This window comes from Kitasatospora sp. NPDC057500 (assembly GCF_042802195.1).
In the GTDB taxonomy this organism is placed as follows: domain Bacteria; phylum Actinomycetota; class Actinomycetes; order Streptomycetales; family Streptomycetaceae; genus Kitasatospora.
The window spans coordinates 16,229-38,206 of record NZ_JBHVER010000062.1; the positions used below are offsets into that span (position 1 = coordinate 16,229).

Consider the following 21,978-nt stretch of genomic DNA (forward strand, 5'->3'; position numbering starts at 1 on the left):
GCGGGACCGGGGCCACCCCGGGACGTCCGGCCCTCCGCGGGGTGGTGGAGGGCCTTGCTGGAGTGTCCACGAGGGCTCGGTCGAGCCTCTGGGTGGTGGGAGAGCAAGTAATTACGGGGAGGTCCGGTCGCGCATCGGGGACCGAGAGGTTCCTGACCCTCCCACGCCCTCCGCGTGCTCGTGTTGTCGGCGATGCGTCCGAGCAGCTTACGACGGACGAAAGGGGCGAAGCACGCGGGCACAGCGCGATGCGGCGCCGCATTTCGGCGGAAATACCGCGCATCGCGGGGGAGTCCGCCAGGATGGCTCGGAAGGATCAGCTCCGGATGGTTCGAAGTGGGGATCCGTGATGGCCCGGCCGAGCTGGTCCGGACCATTGCGGGGTGGCCCGCTCGGGCCGGTGGTGCGACTCGTGTGACAACTGCGCCGGGAGGTGCGCCGGTGGCGCGCCCGGCGTACGCCCCCGGAGCGACCCGGCGGATCCCGCCCGGGAATCCGGCCCGCCGGCGCCGCGCGGAAGCGGCCCGGAACGCGTCCGCGCCGGGTCACTGTTACCCTGGTATCCCGTGGACCGGTGGGATCAAACGCCCCGGACCGGCCGAACCGACGACCCCCCGGGTGCCGTGCCCCGCACCGCCCTCCTCGTCGGGACGGCGCGCCGCGAGCCTCCCACCACGTCACCTTCGACTCGCGACCCACGGGAGCCCCCTCTTGGCACAGCCCCATTCCGGCAAGGCATCGAACGGCCGCGCCGTGACGACCAAGCACCTCTTCGTCACCGGGGGTGTCGCCTCGTCGCTCGGCAAGGGCCTCACCGCCTCCAGCCTCGGCGCCCTGCTCAAGGCCCGCGGCCTGCGCGTCACGATGCAGAAGCTCGACCCGTACCTCAACGTGGACCCGGGCACCATGAACCCGTTCCAGCACGGTGAGGTCTTCGTCACCGACGACGGCGCCGAGACCGACCTCGACATCGGCCACTACGAGCGGTTCCTGGACACGAACCTGCACGGCTCGGCCAACGTCACCACCGGCCAGGTGTACTCGACCGTCATCGCCAAGGAGCGCCGCGGCGAGTACCTGGGCGACACCGTCCAGGTCATCCCGCACATCACCAACGAGATCAAGTCCCGGATCCGCCGTATGGCGACCGAGGACGTCGACGTGGTGATCACCGAGGTCGGCGGCACCGTCGGCGACATCGAGTCGCTGCCCTTCCTGGAGGCCGTCCGCCAGGTCCGCCACGAGGTCGGCCGGGACAACGTCTTCTTCGTGCACGTCTCCCTGCTCCCCTACATCGGCCCCTCGGGCGAGCTGAAGACCAAGCCGACCCAGCACTCCGTCGCCGCGCTGCGCAACATCGGCATCCAGCCCGACGCCGTCGTGCTGCGCGCCGACCGCGAGGTCCCGCAGGCCATCAAGCGCAAGATCTCGATGATGTGCGACGTCGACGAGGAGGCCGTGGTCGCCGCGATCGACGCCAAGTCGATCTACGACATCCCCAAGGTGCTGCACGGCGAGGGCCTGGACGCCTACGTCGTCCGCCGCCTCGACCTGCCGTTCCGCGACGTGGACTGGACCACCTGGGACGACCTGCTGCGCCGCGTCCACGAGCCGCAGCACATCGTCAAGGTCGCGCTGGTCGGCAAGTACATCGACCTTCCGGACGCCTACCTGTCGGTGACCGAGGCGCTGCGCGCCGGCGGCTTCGCCAACAACGCCCGGGTCGAGATCAAGTGGGTCACCTCCGACGACTGCGAGACCCCCGAGGGCGCGCAGGAGCAGCTCGGCGACGTCGACGCGATCTGCATCCCCGGCGGCTTCGGCGACCGCGGCGTCAACGGCAAGGTCGGCGCGATCACCTACGCCCGCGAGAACCGGATCCCGCTGCTGGGCCTCTGCCTGGGCCTGCAGTGCGTGGTCATCGAGGCCGCCCGCAACCTGGCCGGCCTGCCCGAGGCCAACTCCACCGAGTTCGACGCCGCCGCCAAGCACCCGGTCGTCTCCACCATGGCCGAGCAGCTGGCCATCGTCGACGGCAAGGGCGACCTGGGCGGCACCATGCGCCTGGGCCTGTACCCGGCCAAGCTCGCCGAGGGCTCGATCGTCCGCGAGGTCTACAACGGCGAGCAGTACGTCGAGGAGCGCCACCGCCACCGCTACGAGGTCAACAACGCCTACCGGGCCGACCTGGAGAAGACCGGCCTGATCTTCTCGGGCCTCTCCCCGAAGGGCGACCTGGTCGAGTACGTCGAGTACCCGCGCGAGGTGCACCCCTACCTGGTGGCCACCCAGGCCCACCCGGAGCTGAAGTCCCGGCCGACCCGCCCGCACCCGGTGTGCGGGGGCGTGTTTACGCCCGCTATGGCGGACACCCCGCCCCCGGCCGACGCCGTTTTGGCCACCCGCTTCCCAGGGGCGGGGGCCCCCGCTTTTCCGGGGGGCCCCCCGTCCGGCGTTAGATTGTGTCGTACTGACGAAAAGGGGAGACGTGATGGACGACCGCAGGACCGCCGATGTCGCCGACCGGGCCGAGGAGTGGGAGGTGCGGGGGAGCACCACGCCGTTCCAGGGGAAGGTCACCGGCGTGCGCAGCGAGGAGGTCCGGATGCCCGACGGCAGCTGGGCCCGCCGCGACTACCAGACCCACCCCGGCTCGGTCTCCGTCCTCGCACTGGACGACCAGCAGCGGGTGCTGATTCTGCGCCAGTACCGCCACCCCGTGCGCCAGCGCCTCTGGGAGCTGCCGGCCGGCCTGCTCGACGTGCCCGGCGAGAACCCGCTGCACGCCGCCCAGCGCGAGCTGTACGAGGAGGCGCACTGCAAGGCGGGCAGCTGGCGGGTGCTGGTCGACTTCTACACCTCGCCCGGCGGGACGGACGAGGCGCTGCGGCTCTTCCTGGCCACCGACCTCGCCGAGGCGGAGGGGCGGCGCTACCAGGCGCACGGGGAGGAGCTGGAGCTGGAGTCCGCCCAGGTGCCGGTGGAGGAGCTGGTCCGGCTGATCCACGCCGGCGAGCTGCACAACCCCACCCTGATCACCGGCACCCTGGCGCTCCACGCGGCCCTGCACGGGCCGGGCGGCCTGGAGGCGCTGCGCCCCGCGGACTCCCCTTGGCCGGCGCGGCCCTTTTCCTAGGCCTCGGCCTTCCTGGGGCTCGGCCCGCCCCCGGCGTGGGCCCGCCCGCACGTGCCCGGGCAGGCGCCGGGGCGGGCGGGTACTGCTTGCCCGCGGGAGCTCGGGCGGGTGGGGGACGGTCGCTCGGCCGGCGGGGTGATTTGCCGATTCGTACGACCGGATGTCACCTCGGCGCGAGCGGACGGCCGAACTACGCTTCGCAGACGGGGCGTCCGCTGCGGGCCGCCTCCGGTGAGCGCGGGCGACGTCGGGAGTGGCACGGGTGGCGAGGACGACGGTGACGACGGAGGCCGGGCCCGGTGCGTCCGCCGAGCGGGTTCCAGGGCTGGACCGGCTGCCCGCCGGGCCCGCCCTGTTCGTCGGCCGGCGCGCCGAGCTGGCCGCACTGCGGGCGGCCGCCGCGCGTCCGGCGGAGGGCCGCAGCCCGGTGCTGGTGCTGGCCGGCCGGCCGGGTTCCGGCCGGACCGCGCTGGCCGTGCGGTTCGCCGTCACGGTTGCCGCCCAGTACCCCGACGGCGTGCTCTTCGCCCGGCTGTCCGCGTCCGACGGCGCCCGGGTGGCGCCCGCCCGGGTCGCCCGTCGGCTGCTGGAGCAGCTCGGCGCGGACACCGCGGGCGTCCCGCTGCCCGGCACCGTCGAGGACGGGCGGGACGACCCGGCGTGCGTCGCGCTGCGCCGGGCGCTGACCGGGCGGCGCGTCCTGCTGCTGCTGGACGACGTCCGCGACGCCGGGCAGCTGTGGCCGCTGCTGGCGGACGAGCCGGGCTGCCTGGTGCTGGCCACCACGGCCGGACCGCTCACCGGGATCGAGGACATCGACCCGGTCATCCTCGGCGGGCTCGACCGCCCGGCGGCCGCCGAACTGCTCGGCGACCTGGTCAGCGGGACGCGGATCAGCTGCGACCCGGTCGGCGCGGCGGACCTGGCGGAGGCCTGCGGCTCCCAGCCGGCGGCGCTGCGGCTGATGGCCGGGCGGCTGCGCGGCAACGCGAAGCTGGCGGTGACGGAGGCGGCGAAGGAACTGGCCCGCGCGGTCTCCGAGGCGTCCGCTCCGGGGGCCGGCGGCGGGGCCGGGGCTGCGGGCAAGCCCGTCGAGGAGGCGGGGCCCGAGAAGCCGGAGACGGCGGAGAAGCCGGGGACGGCCACCGCGAAGCCGGAGAAGAGCGCGAAGGCCGCGAAGCAGGCGCAGGCCAGGCGGAGGAAGGGGACCGGGGCCGGGGCCGGGGCCGGGGAGGAGCCCGGGGCCACTGCTCCCGCGCCCGTCGTGACGCCCCCGGCCGAGCCCGCCCGGGACCCGGCCGCCTGGGTGCGGCCCGATCCCGAGCCCGCCGAGCCCGTCCCGGTGCCGGACAACGACCCGCTGATCGGCGCTTTCACCCTCGCCTACGCGACCCTGCCCGCCGCCCAGGCGCGGATGCTGCGCGCGCTCACCCTGGCCCCGGCCCAGTGCGCCGACCTGCGCACCGCCTCCGCGCTGGTCGGCTGCCCGGCCCCGGAGGCGGCCGGCACGCTGGCCGCGCTCGCCGAGCGGGAACTGCTCACCGAGGAGCCGCCGGCCGCCGACGGCACCGCCCGCTACCGCGTCCCCGGCCGGCTGCACCCCCGGCTGGTCCGGCTGCGCGAGCGGGAGGACCGGCCCGCCGAGATCGAGCTGGCCAGGGCCAGGCTGCTGGAGCGGCTGGTCCGGCTCACCGAGTCCGCCCGGGCGCTGCTGGACCCCGCCGCCGGGCCCGGCCCCGACCCGCTGCCCGGCCCGCTGCGGCTGGCCTCCGCCGCGCACGCCCGGCAGTGGCTGCTCGGCGAGCGCGACCTGCTGATCGGCGCGGTCGCCGACGCGATCGGCCAGGGCGACCTCGACGGCTCGGCCGGCCGACTGGTCACCGCGCTGCTCCGGACGCTGCCGCTGACCGGCGCCGCCGCCCCCGCCGACCTCTTCCAACTGCACGAGCTGGTGCTCACGGTGGCCGAGCGGCACCGCCGTCCGCGCCGGGCCTCCGCCGCGCTGCTCAACCTGGGCGACCTCCAGGCCGCCGCGGGCGGCTGGGCGCAGGCTTCCGGCCACTACCGGGCCGCCCTGGAGCACGCCAGGTCCGCCGACGACGAGGCGCTCTGCGCCCGTGCCCTGGAGGGCGCGGCGGGCTGCCACCGGGCGCTCGGCGACGCGGTTCGCGCCGCCGACTGGTACGGCCGGGCGCTGGGCCTGCGGCAGTCGATGGGGGACCAGGCCGCCGAGGCCAGGCTGCTGGCCAGGGTGGCCGAGGCGCACACCGCCCAGCGCCGGTTCGAGGAGGCCGAGCGGGAGTACCGGGCGTCCCTCGCGGTGCTGCGCAGGCTCGGCGACGAACACGGCCGGGAGGCCGTCGGCACCGCCCTCGCGGAGCTGAGGGAACGCGTCTCCGCAGGGTGGTAGCGGGCGGTTCGGGAGTATTGTCGAAGATGCCTGGTCGGTGCCCCTTTGACAGGAAGATCACGCAGGAAGCCTACGAACCTGCCAATGTGTCCGGCAGATTTATTCACTTTGGAAGGCTGACAGGCCGCCTGGGCTTCATTACACTCGAACTTAGTCGCGCAGCGATCCATGCCCCGGTGTCTTCCGGAGGCTTCCCCCCGTGCGCGTCGCCCGCCGGTCTTCTCCGGTAGGGACCCCCATGGCAAGAGGACGTGTTTAGCCGTGAAGGTCGGCATCCCCCGCGAGGTCAAGAACCACGAGTACCGCGTGGCCATCACGCCTGCCGGTGTGCATGAGCTGGTCCGCAACGGACACGAGGTCTACATCGAGGACAACGCCGGTGTCGGCTCCTCGATCCCGAACGAGGAGTACGTGGCCGCCGGTGCCACCATCATCCCCACCGCCGACGAGGTGTGGGCCACCGCGGACCTGGTGCTGAAGGTCAAGGAGCCCATCGCGGAGGAGTACCACCGCCTGCGCAAGGGCCAGACCCTCTTCACCTACCTCCACCTGGCGGCCGACCGCCCCGGCACCGACGCGCTGCTCGCCTCCGGCACCACCGCCATCGCGTACGAGACCGTGCAGCTCGCCAACGGCGCCCTGCCGCTGCTCGCCCCGATGTCCGAGGTCGCGGGCCGCCTGGCCCCGCAGGTCGGCTCGTACCACCTGATGCGCCCGGCCGGCGGCCGCGGCACCCTGCCCGGCGGCGTGCCCGGCACCCACCCGGCCAAGGCCGTCGTCATCGGCGGCGGCGTCTCCGGCTGGCACGCGGCCACCATCGCCATCGGCATGGGCTACGACGTGACCCTGCTGGACCGCGACATCAACAAGCTGCGCGAGGCCGACAAGATCTTCGGCACGAAGATCAAGGCCATCATGTCCAACGCCTTCGAGCTGGAGAAGGCCGTCGTCGAGGCCGACCTGGTCATCGGCGCCGTGCTGATCCCGGGCGCCAAGGCCCCGAAGCTCGTCACCAACGAGCTGGTCTCCCGCATGAAGCCGGGCTCCGTGCTCGTCGACATCGCCATCGACCAGGGCGGCTGCTTCGAGGACTCGCACGCCACCACGCACGCCGAGCCGACCTTCAAGGTCCACAACTCGGTCTTCTACTGCGTGGCCAACATGCCGGGCGCCGTCCCGAACACCTCCACCTACGCGCTGACCAACGCGACGCTGCCGTACGTCGTCGAGCTGGCCAACCGCGGTTGGAAGGAGGCGCTGCGCCGCGACGCCGCGCTGGCCAAGGGCCTGAACGTGCACGAGGGCCAGATCACCTTCGCCGCCGTCGCCGAGGCGTTCGGCCTGGAGTCGGTCTCCCTGGAGTCCGTGCTCGCCTGAGTGTGACGTGTGTTGCCCCCGGCCCGGTGCGTTCCGGGCCGGGGGCTTCGCCGTGCCCGTGCACGGGCGGTCACCGGGCGTCCCCGACCGCGGTGTGAACACGGGGTGAATCCGGTGATGACAACGGGGACGGCGGGGGCGGGTCGCTCTGTCGTCAATTTCCGTCGGTCGTGTCACCCGACCCCGGAATCGCCGGAGTCAGGGGCCCTCGCATCCCTTGACAGAGGGTCGCCCGATCGTCGACACATCCTGCCCACTACCGTGGATTGTGTTGCTGCGAACGCCTTGAACGGCCTAGAGTCGCAAACCGTCGGCATGCTGCCACGCTGACGAATCGACATAGAGTCCTGGATGCCCAAGGAGGTAAGACGACTTGTGAATGAGTCGACATTTGCTCCCGGGGGTGGTCAGCCAGGACTGGCGGCGCACACCGCCGGCCAGCCGAGTGAGGAGTCCGGGGCCAGGCTGCCCTCCGTGGGCTCGGCCGAGGTCGGCTCGGTCGCTCTCCGTACTTTCGAAGCACGCCAGAACACAGCACAGGTGACCACGGTGACCGACTACGACGCCGAACTGCCGGCCCACGGCCTGGCCTACGGCGAGTTCGCCTACGGCGCCTACGACGACCCGGACGCCGAGTACGAGCCGGACCCCGAGTACGCGGCCACCCTCGCCCCCGACGCCGCCCGCCAGCGCCGCGAGCGGATCGGCCCGACCGGGCGCCCCCAGCCCTACTTCCCGATCCCCGCGCCGGTGGCCGAGCACGGCCCCGCGCAGATCATCGCGATGTGCAACCAGAAGGGCGGCGTCGGCAAGACCACGTCGACCATCAACCTGGGCGCGGCGCTGGCCGAGTACGGCCGCCGCGTGCTGCTCGTCGACTTCGACCCCCAGGGCGCCCTCTCCGTCGGCCTCGGCGTCAATCCGATGGAACTCGACGTCACCGTCTACAACCTGCTGATGGAGCGCGGGCTGACGGCCGACGAGGTGCTGCTGAAGACGGCCGTGCCGGGCATGGACCTGCTGCCGTCCAACATCGACCTCTCCGCCGCCGAGGTGCAGCTGGTCAGCGAGGTGGCCCGGGAGTCCGCGCTGGCGCGCGCCCTGAAGCCGCTGCTGCCCGACTACGACTACGTCATCATCGACTGCCAGCCCTCGCTGGGCCTGCTGACGGTCAACGCGCTGACGGCCGCTCACAGCGTCATCGTGCCGCTGGAGTGCGAGTTCTTCGCGCTGCGCGGCGTCGCGCTGCTCACCGAGACCATCGAGAAGGTCTGCGAGCGGCTCAACCCCGAGCTGCGGCTGGACGGCATCCTCGCCACCATGTACGACTCGCGCACCGTGCACAGCCGCGAGGTGCTGGCGCGCGTCGTCGAGGCGTTCGGCGACCACGTCTTCCACACCGTCATCGGGCGGACCGTGCGATTCCCGGAGACCACCGTCGCCGGCGAACCGATCACGACGTACGCGACCAATTCGGTCGGTGCCGCCGCCTACCGCCAGCTCGCCAGGGAGGTGCTCGACCGGTGCCGCCCCGCCGAGTGAGTCTCCCGGGTGCCGACGAGCTGTTCCGGACCACCGGCGGGATGGCGCTGTCGCCGTCCCTCGCGTCGCGTTCGGCCGCCGAGGCGCCCAGACCGGAGACCGCGCGGCCGGTCAACGGCGTCGGTGACGCGGACGACGCCGAGGGCGTCGACGGCGCCGGTGCCGCCGGCGGCGAGGGCCCGGAGCACACCGAGGGCGGCACCGACCCGGCCAAGGACCAGACGGGCGCCAGGCGGGCGCCAGGCCGCACGCTCGGCGCCCAGGGCCCGGCCACCGTGCCCGCCCCCGCGCAGCCGGGCGGCCAGGGTGCCGCCGGGCCGGGCAGCGGCACGACGGCGGCCGCCAAGGCCGGACAGGGCGGCCGCGCCGCCGCCCCGGCACCGCGCCAGCACGCGGGTGCGGCCGAGGACCAGACGGGCGCCGCCGGGCGGCCCCGTCCGCGCGGGCGCGCCCCGCGCCGTCCCAGCGGGCGCGAGCGGCACGACGAGAAGATCACCGTGTACGTGTCCGCCGAGGAGCTGATGGACCTCGAACACACCCGGCTGGTGCTCCGCGGCGAGCACGGCCTGGCGGTGGACCGCGGCCGGATCGTCCGGGAGGCCATCGCGGTGGTGCTGGCGGACCTGGAGCAGCGCGGCGAGGCGAGCATCCTGGTGCGGCGGCTGCGCGGACGCTGAGCGTCGGCCGCGCGCGTGCTGAGCGCGTACCTCGGGGCCGCGGGGGGTCCGGGGTCGTTCGGCGTCGTGTGCGTCGTTCGGCGTCGTGCGGTGTCGCACGACGGGGCCGCCGGGCCCGGGTGGTCCGGCGTGTCGGCGGGCCCCGGTGCGGCGCGGGCGGCGGGCGCGGGCGAAGATGGACCGTCATGCCGAGTACGCCCGAGAGCCCCGTCGTCGCCCAGGCCGCCGCTGGAGCGGCCGGGCCGGGTGCGCCGGAGGACGGGCCGCAGAGCGGCTTCCGGGTCCGGCTGGACAACTTCGAGGGCCCGTTCGACCTGCTGCTGAGCCTGATCGCCAAGCACCGGATGGACGTCACCGAGGTCGCGCTGGCCACGGTCACCGACGACTTCATGGCACACATCCGCGCGATGGGCCCCGACTGGGACCTCGACGCGGCGACCGAGTTCCTGGTCGTCGCCGCCACCCTGCTCGACCTCAAGGCGGCCCGGCTGCTGCCCGCCGCCGAGGTCGAGGACGAGGAGGACCTCGCCCTGCTGGAAGCGCGCGACCTGCTGTTCGCCCGGCTGCTCCAGTACCGGGCGTACAAGCGGGCGGCGGCGCTGTTCGGCGAGCGCTGGGCCGCCGAGCTGCTGCTGCGGCCCCGGACCGTCGGCCTGGAGGCGCGGCACGCCGAGCTGCTGCCGGAGGTCGTGATCGGCGTCGGCGCCGAACGCCTCGCGCAGCTCGCCGCCAGGGCGATGACGCCGAAACCCGAGCCGGTCGTCTACGTCGACCACATCCACACCCCGCCGGTGAGCGTGCGCGAGCAGGCGGGCCTGGTGGCCGGGCTGCTGACCGAGCTGGGCGAGGCCACCTTCCAGCGGCTGGTCGCCGACGCGCCGGACACCATGGTGGTGGTCGCCCGCTTCCTGGCGCTGCTGGAGCTGTACCGGGAACGGGTGCTCGCCTTCGAGCAGCCGGACGCGCTCGGCGAGCTCGTGGTGCGGTGGGTGGCGGAGGCGGACCGGGGCGCGGTCGAGGTGACGGACGAGTTCGACCGGCCGGCCGGCGAGGCCGCGGCGCGGACGGCGAAGGACGAGGAGGACGGGCCATGACGGCCGGGAACGGCGGCACTGGCGTCGGGCGGCCGGCCCGGCGGACGCTCGGGGTGCCGGGACGGCCGCGGGCCGGGGAATGGCTGGATCCGGCGCCGGGCGTGCCGGCGGAGGGCCGGTTCGACCCGCCCCCGCTCGCCGATCCGGCCCCGATGGCAGACCCGGCCCCGTTCGCGGACCCCGCCCCGTGCGCGGCCCCCGAGCGGGATCCGGCGCCGGAGTCGGAACCGGAGGACGGCCCCGGGCTGCGGGCCGAGCTGGAGGCGATCCTGATGATCGTCGACGAGCCGGCCGACGAGTCCCACCTGGCCACGGTGCTGGAGCGGCCGCGCGCGGAGGTGGCGGCGGCGCTGCGCGAACTGTCCGCCGAGTACACCGCCCAGGGCCGGGGCTTCGACCTGCGGCTGGTGGCCGGCGGCTGGCGGTTCTACAGCCGCGCCGACTGCGCGCCCGCCGTCGACCGCTTCGTCCTGGACGGCCAGCAGGCCCGGCTGACCCAGGCGGCATTGGAGACCCTGGCGGTGGTCGCCTACCGGCAGCCGGTGTCCAGATCGCGGGTCTCGGCCGTCCGCGGTGTGAACTGTGACGGCGTGATGCGTACCCTGGTACAGCGAGGACTGGTGGAAGAGGCCGGATCCGAGCCCGAAACAGGTGCGATCCTGTATCGGACGACGAACTACTTCCTGGAACGGATGGGGCTCCGCGGCCTGGACGAGCTGCCGGAGCTCGCTCCCTTCCTGCCCGAGGTCGACGACGTGGAAGCGGAGTCCCTGGAGGGCACGATGATCGCGGAGGCGGTCGCCGCCGCTGCCGCGCAGGCCGCGGACGGCAGTGGCGAGGCCGGTCGGGCTGCGCCCGATCGGTAGGGGGCGGTGAGGTCGGCCGAAACGACCGCACAGCCCAGACGGTAACGACGTACGGACACTTTGATGCGTAGCAGTGGCAACGGCAGGAACAGCAGCGGCGGCGGCAGCGGTCGCGGCGGACAGGGCGGGGGCGGCCGGGGCGGCTCCTACGGGGGCGGCGCGGGCCGCGGCGGCTCCGGCTCGCGCGGGGGCTCGTACGGCGGCGGGTCCGGCGGCGGGCGCGGCGGCTCGGCCCCGCGCGGCGGCTCGGGCTCGTACGGCCGGGACGACCGGCGCGACAGCCGCCGGGACGACCGGCGGGACGACCGCCGCTACCCGGACCGCCCGCTGCGGCCCGAGGAGCGCAAGTACGACCGCCCCGAGTACGGCGGCGGCCCCAACGCCACCCCGGCCCGCGGCGGCTACTCCGGGCGCCGGCCCGGCCCGGCCCCGCGCCCGCGCCGCGAGGGCCAGGGCGCCCCGGGCGACCCGCGCCGCCAGCCGCAGCGCTCGCGCGAGCTCCAGGCCCGGATCGAGGACGCGGTGCTGGCCCGGCACGACAAGCCCGCCGTGAAGCTCCCGAAGACCTTCGGCGAGCCCGAGGGCGAGCGCCTGCAGAAGGTGCTGGCCCGGGCCGGCGTCGGCAGCCGGCGCGCCTGCGAGGAGCTGATCGAGCAGGGCCGGGTCGAGGTCAACGGCAAGCGGATCACCGAGCAGGGCAAGCGGGTCGACCCGCAGAAGGACGAGATCAAGGTGGACGGCCTGACCGTCGCCACCCAGTCCTACCTGTTCTTCGCGCTGAACAAGCCGGCCGGCGTGGTCTCCACCATGGAGGACCCGGACGGCCGCCAGTGCCTCGGCGACTACGTGACCAACCGGGAGACCCGGCTGTTCCACGTCGGCCGCCTGGACACCGAGACCGAGGGCATCATCCTGCTCACCAACCACGGCGAGCTGGCCCACCGCCTCACCCACCCCCGGTACGGCGTGACCAAGACCTACCTGGCCGCCATCCAGGGCCCGATCCCGCGCGACCTGGGCAAGCAGCTCGCCAAGGGCATCGAGCTGGAGGACGGCTACGCCCGCGCCGACAGCTTCAAGGTCGTCTCCAACGTCGGCAAGAACTACCTGGTCGAGGTGACCCTGCACGAGGGCCGCAAGCACATCGTCCGCCGGATGCTGTCGGAGGCCGGCTTCCCGGTCGAGAAGCTGGTGCGCACCCACTTCGGCCCGATCGCGCTCGGCGACCAGAAGTCCGGCTGGCTGCGCCGGCTGACCAACCCCGAGGTCGGCCAGCTGATGCGCGAGGTCGGCCTGTGACGGACACCGGCCCGTAACGGACGGTCCCGCGAGGGCCTCCCCGCCACTCGGCGGGGAGGCCCTCCGTCGTTCGGCGGGTCCTGCTGTGAACCGGACCGCATCGGCGGTGATCACCTTGTCAGCCCGATGATCCGTGGCCGAGGATTGCCACCTGCCCACGACCCGCCGGGTGGCGGGACTGCGCCACCCGGCGCGGGGCGAGAGGCGAACGGGGAGCGACGCCGTGTCCGATGCACCACTCAGCGCTCTGGGACTGGCCGGACCGGACGGGCGGGTCTACGCGGCGCTGGTGGCCAACCCGCAGTCGACGGCCGAGGACCTCGCCGTGCTCTGCGACCTGACCCTCCAGCAGAGCATGCGGGCCCTGGACCGGCTCGCCCAGCAGGGCATGGCCACCCGCGCCCCGGTGGACCGGCAGCGGTTCCTGCCGGTCGCCCCGGACGTCGCCATCGGCACCCTGATCGGCCACCGGGAGTCCGAGCTGCGGCACGCCAGGGCCGAGATGCACCGGCTGATGGACGCCTTCCGGGAGGCCTCGCGCTACACCGACCCGGCGCACTCGGTCGAGGTGCTGACCGGCGGCGAGGCGATAGCCCAGCGGCTGGAGCACATCACCGGCACCAGCCAGTACCAGATCCGCGGCTTCGACCGCCCGCCGTACATCCAGGACCCGGTGGCCAACATCCCGCTGCAACGGCAGCGGCTGAAGGAGGGCGTGCGGTTCCGCACCATCTACGACCGGGAGGCGGTGGCCTGGCCCGGCCGGCTGGAGAAGAACATCCTGGTCGGGGTCGCCGACGGCGAGGAGGCCCGGGTCCGGCCGGTGCTCCCGATGAAGATGATCATGTCGGACGACCGGATGGCGATCATCCCGATCAGCGTCGGCGACAGCGTCCTCGACGCCGCCTACGTCATCCACCCCTCGGCGCTGCTCCAGGCGCTGGACTCGCTGTTCGAGGCGGAGTGGGAGCGCGCCGTCCAGCTTCAGGCCGCGATCGGCGCGGGCGACGGGACACTGGAGCCGGAGGCCGACCACCGCAAGCTGCTCGGGCTGCTGGCGGCCGGCCTCACCGACGAGTCGATCGCCCGCTCGCTCGGCTGGAGCGCCCGCACCACCCAGCGCCGGCTCCAGTCGCTGATGCGCGAGCTGGGCGCCACCACCCGCTTCCAGGCCGGGATGGCGGCCCGGGAACGGGGCTGGCTGTAGGCGTCCTCCGTGCGGTCGCCGTCCACCGCGGGGGCGTCAGCTCCACGGGGAGAGCGACGCCCAGCGGCCGTCCTGGCCGCGCTCGACCTTCTCCAGGCCGACCACCGCGGTGCGGTTCAGCCGCCCGTAGATGTGCGGGAACAGCACACCGGGGGTGGCCCCCGGCGGCGGTGCGCCGTGCGGGGCCTCCCACTTGACCATCGGTTCCACCAGCGACTCCTCGATCAGCAGCACCATCAGCGGTTCGCGGGCGTCGGCGAAGAAGGCGTTGGCCACGGCGAGCGCGGTCTGCTCGTCGGCCGAGCAGTGGATGAACCCGTCGGTGAGCAGCGAGGCGGTCGCGTACGGCCGGCCCGGATCGGCCAGCCAGTCGTCCAGGGGTGCGAGGTGCAGGATCATGCTCCTGTTGTACCCGCTCCGGCCGGGCCCGGGCAGGCGCCCGGCCCCGGCGGTTCGCGACGAGCGGGCGTCCCGGCGACGGGAGGACGCCCTAGAGGCCTGCCACCTTCCCCGAGGCGGAGACCTCGTACACCAGGGTGAGCGTGCGGCGGGCGCCCGGGCCGAGCGGGACGTCCCAGCGGACGACGCCCTCGGCGTCGAAGGCGTCCGGCGCCGGCGAGCACTCCTCCTTGCGCAGCCGCACCTCCACCGCCGACACCTCGGAGACCGGCACCCGCTCGCGCACCGCGACCAGCTGCTCGTCGTGCTCCTCCGGGCCGGAGAACCGCGACAGGTGCAGCCGCACCGTGCGGGTGGTCACCGAACGCTGGCTCAGCCCGGCGGTGGAGCGCCGCTCGTCGGTCTCGCGCACCACCCGGTAGCCGTCCGAGCTGCCGAAGGACAGCTCCGCGTCGGAGCCCGGCGCCGTGAACGGCAGCCGACCGCGCCCGGTGAAGCCGCTGCCGCGGACCAGCTCGACCGGCCCGGCGAGCAGCGGGTGCCGGGCCGTGTTGCGGAACCGGACCACCTGGGTCACCAGGGGGGACAGCTCCGGCGCGCACGCGTACTCGCTGTGCGCCGCCCCTTCGAAGGAGCCCAGCGGCACCCGGTGCGCCCGCCCGTCGGAGGGCACGGTGGCCGGCGCCGGGGCGGTCAGCACCCGCACCTCTCCGCCGTCGTCCACGCCCGGCAGCGCGCCGTCCGGGCGCAGTTCGGAGATCGTCTCCTCACGCAGCTCCACCTCGACGGTGCGCCGTTCCCCGGAGGTGCGCTCGCGCAGCGTGAGCACGTCCTCGGCGAGCGCCGGCGGCTCGGTGGCGAGGGCGGAGCGGGCGGTGGAGAAGGTCAGCCGGGCGCCGGTCCACGCCTCGCCGGTGCGCTGCCAGACCACCGCCTCGGACTCCAGCCGCAGCACCCCCTCGGCCAGGGTGGCCCGGTAGGACGGCCGCCAGAGCGCGCACGGCACCAGATGGCGCACGGTCAGCCGGGCCGGCCCGGCCTCCGGGGCCTCGACGGTCAGGTCGAGGTGGGCGAGCAGTTCGGCGGGCTCCTCCTCGGCCTCCCTGGCGGCGGCGAGCGCCGCCTGGCGCTCCCGCTCCAGCCCGCGCAGCCGGGAGCGGGCGGCGCGCAGCTCCTCGGCGGACCGCTCGCGCTCGGCGTCGACCCGGTTCAGCTCGCGGTGCCAGCGGGTGCGTTCCACCTCGCCGACGCCCGCGCCCTCGCCGACCTCGCGCAGCAGGTCGGCGGAGAGCTGGGCGAGCAGCGCCAGCCGGGCCTCCAGCCGGTCGGCGAGCTGCTCCTCCGCGCGCACGCGTTCGTCCAGCGCGTGCAGGCGGTGGCGCAGCGCGGAGTCCTCCGGGCCGGGCGGCAGCGGGGCGCGGGGCGTCCAGACCCGGGTGATCCGGGCGTCCAGGACGCGCACGCCCGGGGTGTCCGACTCGGCGCGCAGGGTGCGGTCGACGGCGAGCGCGGTGAGCGGGCCCAGGCGCAGCCGCTGGACGCCGGCGGCCAGCTCCGCGGTGGCGGTGCGCTCGACCTGGGCGCGGTCCTCCAGGCAGGTGACGGCGGTGACGGGCAGCGGCGTCGTGGCCGTGGTCATGGGAGCCGCGGTGTCGGGGAGGGGGGCGGTGCTCATCGTTCAGTTCCTCCGGTTTCCGCCGACGATGGCCTTTCCGGCCGGGATTCTGATCTGGTAGCCGCCGTCCAGCTCGGCCCGTCCGCCCGGAGGCAGTTCGACCCGCCGCAGCCGGGTGCTGGGCGGGCACTCGGTGGACGGTTCGTCCGGCGCGTGCCAGCCGGGGCGTTCCTCGATCCGGATGTCGGCGTCGGAGCTGACCGGCACCCGTTCGCGGACCTCGACGGTGACCGGGCGGCCGAGCCGGTTGGCCAGTTCGACGTGCACCCGGTGGTCGAGCACGGTGCTGCTGTTCAGCATGCCCGCGGTGGACTCGCGCAGCTCGGTACGGCGCGTCACCTCGACCGACTCGGCGACACCGATGCCCAGTCGGCGCACACCGCCGGGGGCGAGGGTGGGCAGGGCGGCGGTGAGCAGGAACTCGTCGTCGACGGTCACCTCGACCGGTCCGGCGAGCACGGCCTGCGCGGTGGCGTTGCTGATCACCAGGGTCGCGTAGACCCGCTCCTCGACCGCGGGCACGGTGACGTACTCGGGGCTCACGCTCACCGGGATGCCGCCGATGGTGACGGTGTGCCAGGTGCCGTCGGAGGGGAGGTCGGCGGGCGCGGCGGCGTCGAAGCGGTGGTCGAAGGAGCCGGCCGAGACGCGCGGCGGCACGGCGTGGTGCGGCAGCGGGAGGTGGTGCAGGCCGGGGGCCGGGCGGGCGGCGGTGCGCGGGTCGGCCGGGTGGTGCAGGGTGCCGCGGCCGCCGGCGGGGGAGTCCGGGCCGGACAGTTCCAGCGCGGGGTAGTCGAGCAGCCGATCGTCCGGGACCGGCGGGCCGGGCGGGGGAGTGAACGTCGGAGCGAACGGGGCGGGGGCCGCGGGGGCGGGGACGGCGCCGGGGGCGGGCGGGGGTGCGCCGTAGCCGGCGAAGGCGACCGGTTCGGCGGCCTCCTCGGCCGAGCGGAGGCCGCCGGTGCGGGCGCGGGCGCGGGCCGTCCCGCCCGGGGCCTGGGGGGCCTTGGGGGCCGGGGCGGCGAGCGGTGGCGGCGGCGGGGCGGCGCCGCCGATGCTCGGGCCGACGGTCGTGCTGACGGTCGGGCTGATCGGGACGGCGAGCCGGGGCTCGGCGGCGGGCCCGGAGCCGGCGCCCGCGACGAGCACCCGGCGGGGGTCGATCGGGCGGGGGCCGGCCGCGTCGTAGCCGGTGAACAGGTCGGCCAGGCCGGGCGGGGGCTCGCGCCAGCCGGAGGGCGGCGGGGCGGGCTGGCTGCGGCCGATCCGCAGCGAGCGCAGCTTGGGCAGGTCGGTGCGGCGGTCGAGGTCGGCGGTGGAGAGTGCGAGGCGCACACCGGTCCAGTCCTCGCCGGTCTGCTGGGCGACCGAGGCGCGCAGCAGCAGGTGGCCGGTGTCGGCGCCCTGGCGGTAGGAGAGGCGGTAGGAGGGCACCCAGCGGGCGGCCTGGACGGTGTACTCCAGTTCGATGTCCAGCTCGGCGGGGGCGTCCTGCGCGGCGGCGGTGTCGTGTGCGGCGGTGTCGTGAGCGGCAGTGTCGCGATCGGTGGCGGTGTCCGACTGCGCGGAGGTGTCCGGCGGGACGGTGAGGGTCAGCAGAGCGGTCGTGGTGGTCCCGACGCTCTCGTGCCGCTCCTCGGGGGAGAGGCGGGCGAGCCGGTCGTTCAGCACCACGGCCTCGTGGTCGGCGAGTGCGATCTCGCGGACGAGCCGCGCGGCTCGGCCGTGCAGGGCGGTGAGACGCTCGTCGACGAACTCGGCCAGCTCCAGCCAGGCGTCGGCGGGCGTGCGGCGCAGCGGTTCGTCGCGGCGGCGGGGCGGCGGTACGGCGCGCAGCTCGGAGGTCCTGGCGACGGCGTCCAGGACCAGCCGGTGCTGCTCCCGCAGGGCCTCCAGATGGTCCTCGGCCGCGTCCAGCCGCCGGCGCAGCTCGGGCAGTTCGGCGGGCTCGCGGAGCTCGGCGACCGCTTCCAGGCGGGCCTCGGTGACGGCGGCGCCGGGCGGGCCGGCGAGCACCCGGGCGCGCAGCGAGCGGGCGTCGAGGGTGTCGGGCAGGCCGGTCAGCCGGAGCCGACCGCCCGGGGGCAGGACCGCCCGGGCCCGGCGGCGGCAGACCGCGCCGGCCGCGTGGACGACCACGGAGTCCAGCGCCGAGGGGACGGCGGGGACGGCGGGGACGGTGCGGGCGGGGTTTCCGGAGTTGCCTGTGCTGCCTCCGGTACTGCCCTCGGCGCCGTCGTCGTCGTGCGGTCGATGCTGGTCGCTGCTGTGTTGATCGTTCACCCGGCCAACCCCTTCGTCGCGTACCGTCGGCGGCCCATCCTGCCGTGCGGGGGCACCCGCGTCGCCGGATTTCCGCGTGCGCGCAGGCCCCGGCGTCGCGACGGGCGCTCCGGCGGCGCGGGCCGCGTGAGGGGGGACGGCCGGGGGCGGTGATGCGGTTGCGGCCAGTGCGGCCGTTGCGGCACGGGCGGCGGTGGTGATGGGGGAGGATGGGTGGCGACCCGTTCCACGCAGTGACCGCCTTCCGCGTAGTTCCGTGAGGAGAGCCACCCCGCCATGCGCACAGCCGCCGTCGTCGGTACCGGACTCATCGGCACCTCCGCCGCGCTCGCCCTCACCGGACGGGGCCTGACCGTCCACCTGGAGGACGCCGACCCGGACGCCGCCCGCACCGCCGCCTCGCTGGGCGCCGGGACCACCGAGCCCGCCGACGGGCCGGTGGACCTCGCGATCATCGCGGTGCCGCCGGCGCTGGTCGGCAAGGTGCTCGCCGACTGCCAGCGCCGCGGGCTGGCGCGCTGCTACACCGACGTCGCCAGCGTGAAGGCCGGCCCGCGCGCCGAGATCGCCGCGCTGGGCTGCGACACCGCCCACTACATCGGCAGCCACCCGATGGCCGGGCGGGAGCGGTCCGGCCCGCTGGCCGCCCGCGCGGACATCTTCGAGGGCCGGCCGTGGGTGCTCACCCCGACCCCCGACACCGACACCGAGACGCTGAACGCCGTCCTCGAACTGGTCGCACTGTGCGGGGCCGTGCCGATCGTCATGGACGCCGCGGCCCACGACCGCGCGGTGGCGCTGGTCTCGCACGCCCCCCAGCTGCTCTCCTCGCTGGTCGCCGCCCGGCTGGAGAAGGCCGACGAGACCGCCATAAGGCTCTCCGGCCAGGGCGTGCGGGACGTGACCCGGATCGCCGCCTCCAACCCCGGGATGTGGGTGGACATCCTCTCCGCCAACGCGGGCGCGGTCGCCGACGTGCTGGACGAGGTCGCCACCGACCTCGGCGAGACCGTCACCGCGCTGCGCGCCCTCCAGGCCGCCGAGGACGCCGAGCGGCGCGGCGGCGCGGCGGGCATCGAGGCGGTCATGCGGCGCGGCAACACCGGCCAGGCCCGGATCCCCGGCAAGCACGGCGCGCCGCCCACCCGGTACGAGACGGTCGCCGTCGTCCTCGGCGACCAGCCCGGCGAGCTGGGCCGGCTGTTCGGCGAGGTCGGCGCGGCGGGCGTGAACATCGAGGACGTCGACATCGAGCACTCCACCGGGCAGCAGGTGGGCTTCGTCCAGCTGTCGGTGGCGCCGGGCGCGGTGCGGCCGCTGACGGCGGCGCTGCGGGCGAGCGGGTGGAGCGTGCGGGACTGAGGTCGTTCGGTTCTGTCGGTGCTCGCCGGGTTGGCGGTGCTCGTGGTTCTGTCGGTGCTCGTCATTCTGGCGGCTTCCGCATGGTGTCCGCAGGGTGCTCGCCGTCCTAGCGGTGTTCGCAGTGCTTCACGGTGCTCTCGATGAGGGGCGGGCCGGGGAAGGGCGGAGCGGGCCGGACACCGGCGGGGCCGGGTCGGGCGGCGGTCCATTAACCTTGTGGGAGACCATCCCCGGCTTCCCCGTGCTTCGGGTTGCCATGCTCAGAGATCAGAGAGAGGTTCGCGCCGTGGACACTGCCGACCGAGCGCACGCCCCGGTCGTCGTCGCCATCGACGGACCTTCCGGCTCCGGCAAGTCGACCGTCTCCCGGGCGGTCGCCGCCCGGCTGGGCCTGAGCTTCCTGGACACCGGTGCCATGTACCGGGCGATGACCTGGTGGATGCTGGCCAACGACGTCGACGTGAACGACCCGGAGGCGGTGGCCGTCGCGTGCGGCAAGCCGGTGATCGTGTCCGGCACGGACGCGGACGGCCCGACCATCACCGTCGACGGCCGGGACGTCGCCGGCCCGATCCGCGGCCCCGAGGTGACCGCGCACGTCAGCGCCGTCGCCGCGGTGCCGGCGGTACGCGCCCGGCTGGTCGAGCTCCAGCGCGGCTGCGCCGCGGTCGCCGAGCGCGGCATCGTCGCCGAGGGCCGGGACATGGGGAGCGTGGTCTTCCCGGACGCCACCGTCAAGGTCTTCCTGACCGCCTCCGAGACGGCCCGCGCCGAGCGCCGCGCCGCCGAGCTGCGGGCCAAGGGCGTGGACGAGGCGACCATCACCGCGATGGCCGCCGACCTCGCGCGCCGGGACGCGGCGGACTCCTCGCGGGCGACCGCGCCGCTCACCCAGGCCGTGGACGCGGTCCTGGTGGACACCAGCGCGCTCACCCTGGAGCAGGTGATCGACCGGATCACCGCGCTGGTGGCGGAGCGGGCCGGCTCGGCGCTCTCGGCCGTCTGAGAACGGCCGGGGTGGTCGGCCGACCGATCATCCGATCAACAGGGTGCCGTGGTGGCACCCGGAACCATTCGCGCTGCCCCGGGAGGGGCAGGTACGCACGGCACGTCCCTGGGAAGGGCCGGGCCGGGAAACGGACAGTACGAACATGACCGCAGAGCACTCCACCGCCGGGCACGGCGAGCTGGACGCCGCCGATTACGCCGAGTTCATGGCGCTCGCCGCCGAGGAGGGCTTCGACCTCGACGACTTCGACGGCCTCGGCGACGGCGCCCACGCCCCGCTGCCGGTGCTGGCCGTCGTCGGCCGCCCGAACGTCGGCAAGTCGACCCTGGTCAACCGCATCATCGGCCGCCGCGAGGCCGTCGTCGAGGACAAGCCCGGCGTCACCCGCGACCGCGTGACCTACGAGGCCGCCTGGAACGGCCGCCGCTTCAAGGTCGTCGACACCGGCGGCTGGGAGATCGACGTCCTCGGCATCGACGCCATGGTCGCCGCCCAGGCCGAGCTCGGCATCGAGCAGGCCGACGCGGTGCTGTTCGTCGTCGACGCCACCGTGGGTGCCACGGACACCGACGAGGCCCTGATCAAGATCATCCGCCGGGCCGGCAAGCCGACCGTGCTCTGCGCCAACAAGGTCGACGGCCCGTCCACCGAGGCCGAGGCCGCCTACCTCTGGTCGCTCGGCCTCGGCGAGCCGTACCCCGTCTCCGCCCTGCACGGCCGAGGCTCCGGCGACCTGCTGGACGCCGTGATGGCCGCCCTGCCCGAGGCCCCGCCGCAGACCTTCGGCGACGCCGCCCCCGGCGGCCCCCGCCGCATCGCGCTGATCGGCCGGCCGAACGTCGGCAAGTCCAGCCTGCTCAACAAGGTCGCCGGCGAGGAGCGGGTGGTCGTCAACGAGCTGGCCGGCACCACCCGTGACCCGGTCGACGAGATGATCGAGCTCGGTGGCAAGACCTGGAAGTTCGTCGACACCGCCGGCATCCGCCGCCGGGTCCACCTGACCGCGGGCGCCGACTTCTACGCCTCGCTGCGCACCTCCGCCGCGCTGGAGAAGGCCGAGGTCGCGGTCGTCCTGGTGGACGCCAGCGAGACCCTGGCCGAGCAGGACACCCGGATCATCTCGATGGCCGTCGAGGCCGGGCGCGCCGTCGTCATCGCCTACAACAAGTGGGACCAGCTCGACGAGGAGCGCCGCTACTACCTGGAGCGCGAGATCGAGCGCGACCTCGTCCAGGTGCAGTGGGCCCCCCGGGTCAACGTCTCGGCGAAGACCGGCCGGCACATGGAGAAGCTCGTCCCGGCGATCGAGACCGCGCTGGAGGGCTGGGAGACCCGCATCCCGACCGCGCGGCTGAACGCCTTCCTCGGCGAGCTGGTGGCCGCCCACCCGCACCCGATCCGGGGCGGCAAGCAGCCGCGCATCCTGTTCGGCACCCAGGCGGGCACCCGTCCGCCGCGCTTCGTGCTGTTCGCGTCCGGCTTCCTGGAGGCGGGCTACCGCCGGTTCGTCGAGCGCCGGCTGCGTGAGGAGTTCGGCTTCGTCGGCACGCCGATCTCGATCTCGGTGCGGGTGCGCGAGAAGCGCAAGAAGAAGTAGCGGTCTCCTGCGGTGTGGAAGGGCCCCGTCGGCCGGTCATGGGAC

General features: G+C 74.7%; 15 protein-coding genes and 1 pseudogene. 13 read left to right on the forward strand and 3 right to left on the reverse strand.

Features of this window, described 5'->3' with window-relative positions:
• Nucleotides 1–753 precede the first annotated feature (753 nt).
• From ACFU74_RS15980 to ACFU74_RS16025, 10 genes and pseudogenes are all read left to right on the forward strand, one after another.
• A pseudogene (locus ACFU74_RS15980) lies at nucleotides 754–2,391 on the forward strand (CTP synthase); the annotation flags it as partial.
• Nucleotides 2,392–2,491: 100 nt separating this feature from the next.
• Entirely contained in the window at nucleotides 2,492–3,136 is a 645-nt protein-coding gene (locus ACFU74_RS15985) for an NUDIX domain-containing protein (RefSeq protein ID WP_380756876.1), read from the forward strand.
• Nucleotides 3,137–3,398: 262 nt separating this feature from the next.
• Entirely contained in the window at nucleotides 3,399–5,546 is a 2,148-nt protein-coding gene (locus ACFU74_RS15990; RefSeq protein WP_380756850.1) for an AAA family ATPase, read from the forward strand.
• A gap of 261 nt (nucleotides 5,547–5,807) precedes the next feature.
• Nucleotides 5,808–6,923, forward strand: coding sequence for an alanine dehydrogenase (gene ald, locus ACFU74_RS15995; RefSeq protein WP_380756852.1), 1,116 nt, complete (start codon nucleotides 5,808–5,810; stop codon nucleotides 6,921–6,923).
• Between the two features lie 474 nt (nucleotides 6,924–7,397).
• Nucleotides 7,398–8,465 carry a ParA family protein gene (locus ACFU74_RS16000; protein WP_376090262.1) on the forward strand — a complete coding sequence of 356 codons (1,068 nt, stop codon included), beginning with the start codon at nucleotides 7,398–7,400 and terminating at the stop codon, nucleotides 8,463–8,465.
• 41 nt (nucleotides 8,466–8,506) lie between these two features.
• Nucleotides 8,507–9,142, forward strand: coding sequence for a hypothetical protein (locus tag ACFU74_RS16005; RefSeq protein ID WP_380756878.1), 636 nt, complete (start codon nucleotides 8,507–8,509; stop codon nucleotides 9,140–9,142).
• A gap of 185 nt (nucleotides 9,143–9,327) precedes the next feature.
• Nucleotides 9,328–10,236, forward strand: coding sequence for a segregation and condensation protein A (locus ACFU74_RS16010; RefSeq protein WP_380756854.1), 909 nt, complete (start codon nucleotides 9,328–9,330; stop codon nucleotides 10,234–10,236).
• A 272-nt stretch (nucleotides 10,237–10,508) separates the two neighbouring features.
• A complete protein-coding gene (locus ACFU74_RS16015) occupies nucleotides 10,509–11,102 on the forward strand; it encodes an SMC-Scp complex subunit ScpB (RefSeq protein ID WP_380756880.1) in 594 nt (197 codons plus the stop codon).
• A gap of 63 nt (nucleotides 11,103–11,165) precedes the next feature.
• A complete protein-coding gene (locus ACFU74_RS16020) occupies nucleotides 11,166–12,401 on the forward strand; it encodes a pseudouridine synthase (protein WP_380756856.1) in 1,236 nt (411 codons plus the stop codon).
• 223 nt (nucleotides 12,402–12,624) lie between these two features.
• Nucleotides 12,625–13,608 (forward strand): transcriptional regulator, encoded by a 984-nt coding sequence (locus tag ACFU74_RS16025; RefSeq protein WP_380756858.1) that lies wholly within the window; start codon nucleotides 12,625–12,627, stop codon nucleotides 13,606–13,608.
• 36 nt (nucleotides 13,609–13,644) lie between these two features.
• On the opposite strand, the gene ACFU74_RS16030 is transcribed toward ACFU74_RS16025, so the two are convergent.
• The 3 genes from ACFU74_RS16030 to ACFU74_RS16040 all read right to left on the reverse strand — a co-directional run bounded on the left by ACFU74_RS16030 (nucleotide 13,645) and on the right by ACFU74_RS16040 (nucleotide 17,965).
• The gene (locus tag ACFU74_RS16030) at nucleotides 13,645–14,007 is read right to left on the reverse strand and encodes a DUF952 domain-containing protein (RefSeq protein WP_380756860.1); all 363 of its coding nucleotides are present in this window, start codon (nucleotides 14,005–14,007) and stop codon (nucleotides 13,645–13,647) included.
• A 91-nt stretch (nucleotides 14,008–14,098) separates the two neighbouring features.
• On the reverse strand, nucleotides 14,099–15,682 hold the full coding sequence (locus ACFU74_RS16035; protein WP_380756861.1) for a mucoidy inhibitor MuiA family protein: 1,584 nt from the start codon (nucleotides 15,680–15,682) through the stop codon (nucleotides 14,099–14,101).
• Nucleotides 15,683–15,685: 3 nt separating this feature from the next.
• Nucleotides 15,686–17,965 (reverse strand): DUF4139 domain-containing protein, encoded by a 2,280-nt coding sequence (locus tag ACFU74_RS16040; RefSeq protein ID WP_380756863.1) that lies wholly within the window; start codon nucleotides 17,963–17,965, stop codon nucleotides 15,686–15,688.
• A 276-nt stretch (nucleotides 17,966–18,241) separates the two neighbouring features.
• Here ACFU74_RS16040 and ACFU74_RS16045 point away from each other — a divergent pair, with 276 nt between their 5' ends.
• From ACFU74_RS16045 to der, 3 genes are all read left to right on the forward strand, one after another.
• Nucleotides 18,242–19,327: a prephenate dehydrogenase gene (locus ACFU74_RS16045; RefSeq protein WP_380756865.1), complete on the forward strand. Its 1,086-nt coding sequence runs from the start codon at nucleotides 18,242–18,244 to the stop codon at nucleotides 19,325–19,327.
• Between the two features lie 256 nt (nucleotides 19,328–19,583).
• A complete protein-coding gene (gene cmk / locus ACFU74_RS16050; protein ID WP_380756867.1) occupies nucleotides 19,584–20,333 on the forward strand; it encodes a (d)CMP kinase in 750 nt (249 codons plus the stop codon).
• Between the two features lie 145 nt (nucleotides 20,334–20,478).
• Nucleotides 20,479–21,933 carry a ribosome biogenesis GTPase Der gene (gene der, locus ACFU74_RS16055; RefSeq protein WP_380756870.1) on the forward strand — a complete coding sequence of 485 codons (1,455 nt, stop codon included), beginning with the start codon at nucleotides 20,479–20,481 and terminating at the stop codon, nucleotides 21,931–21,933.
• The last annotated feature ends 45 nt before the right edge of the window (nucleotides 21,934–21,978 follow it).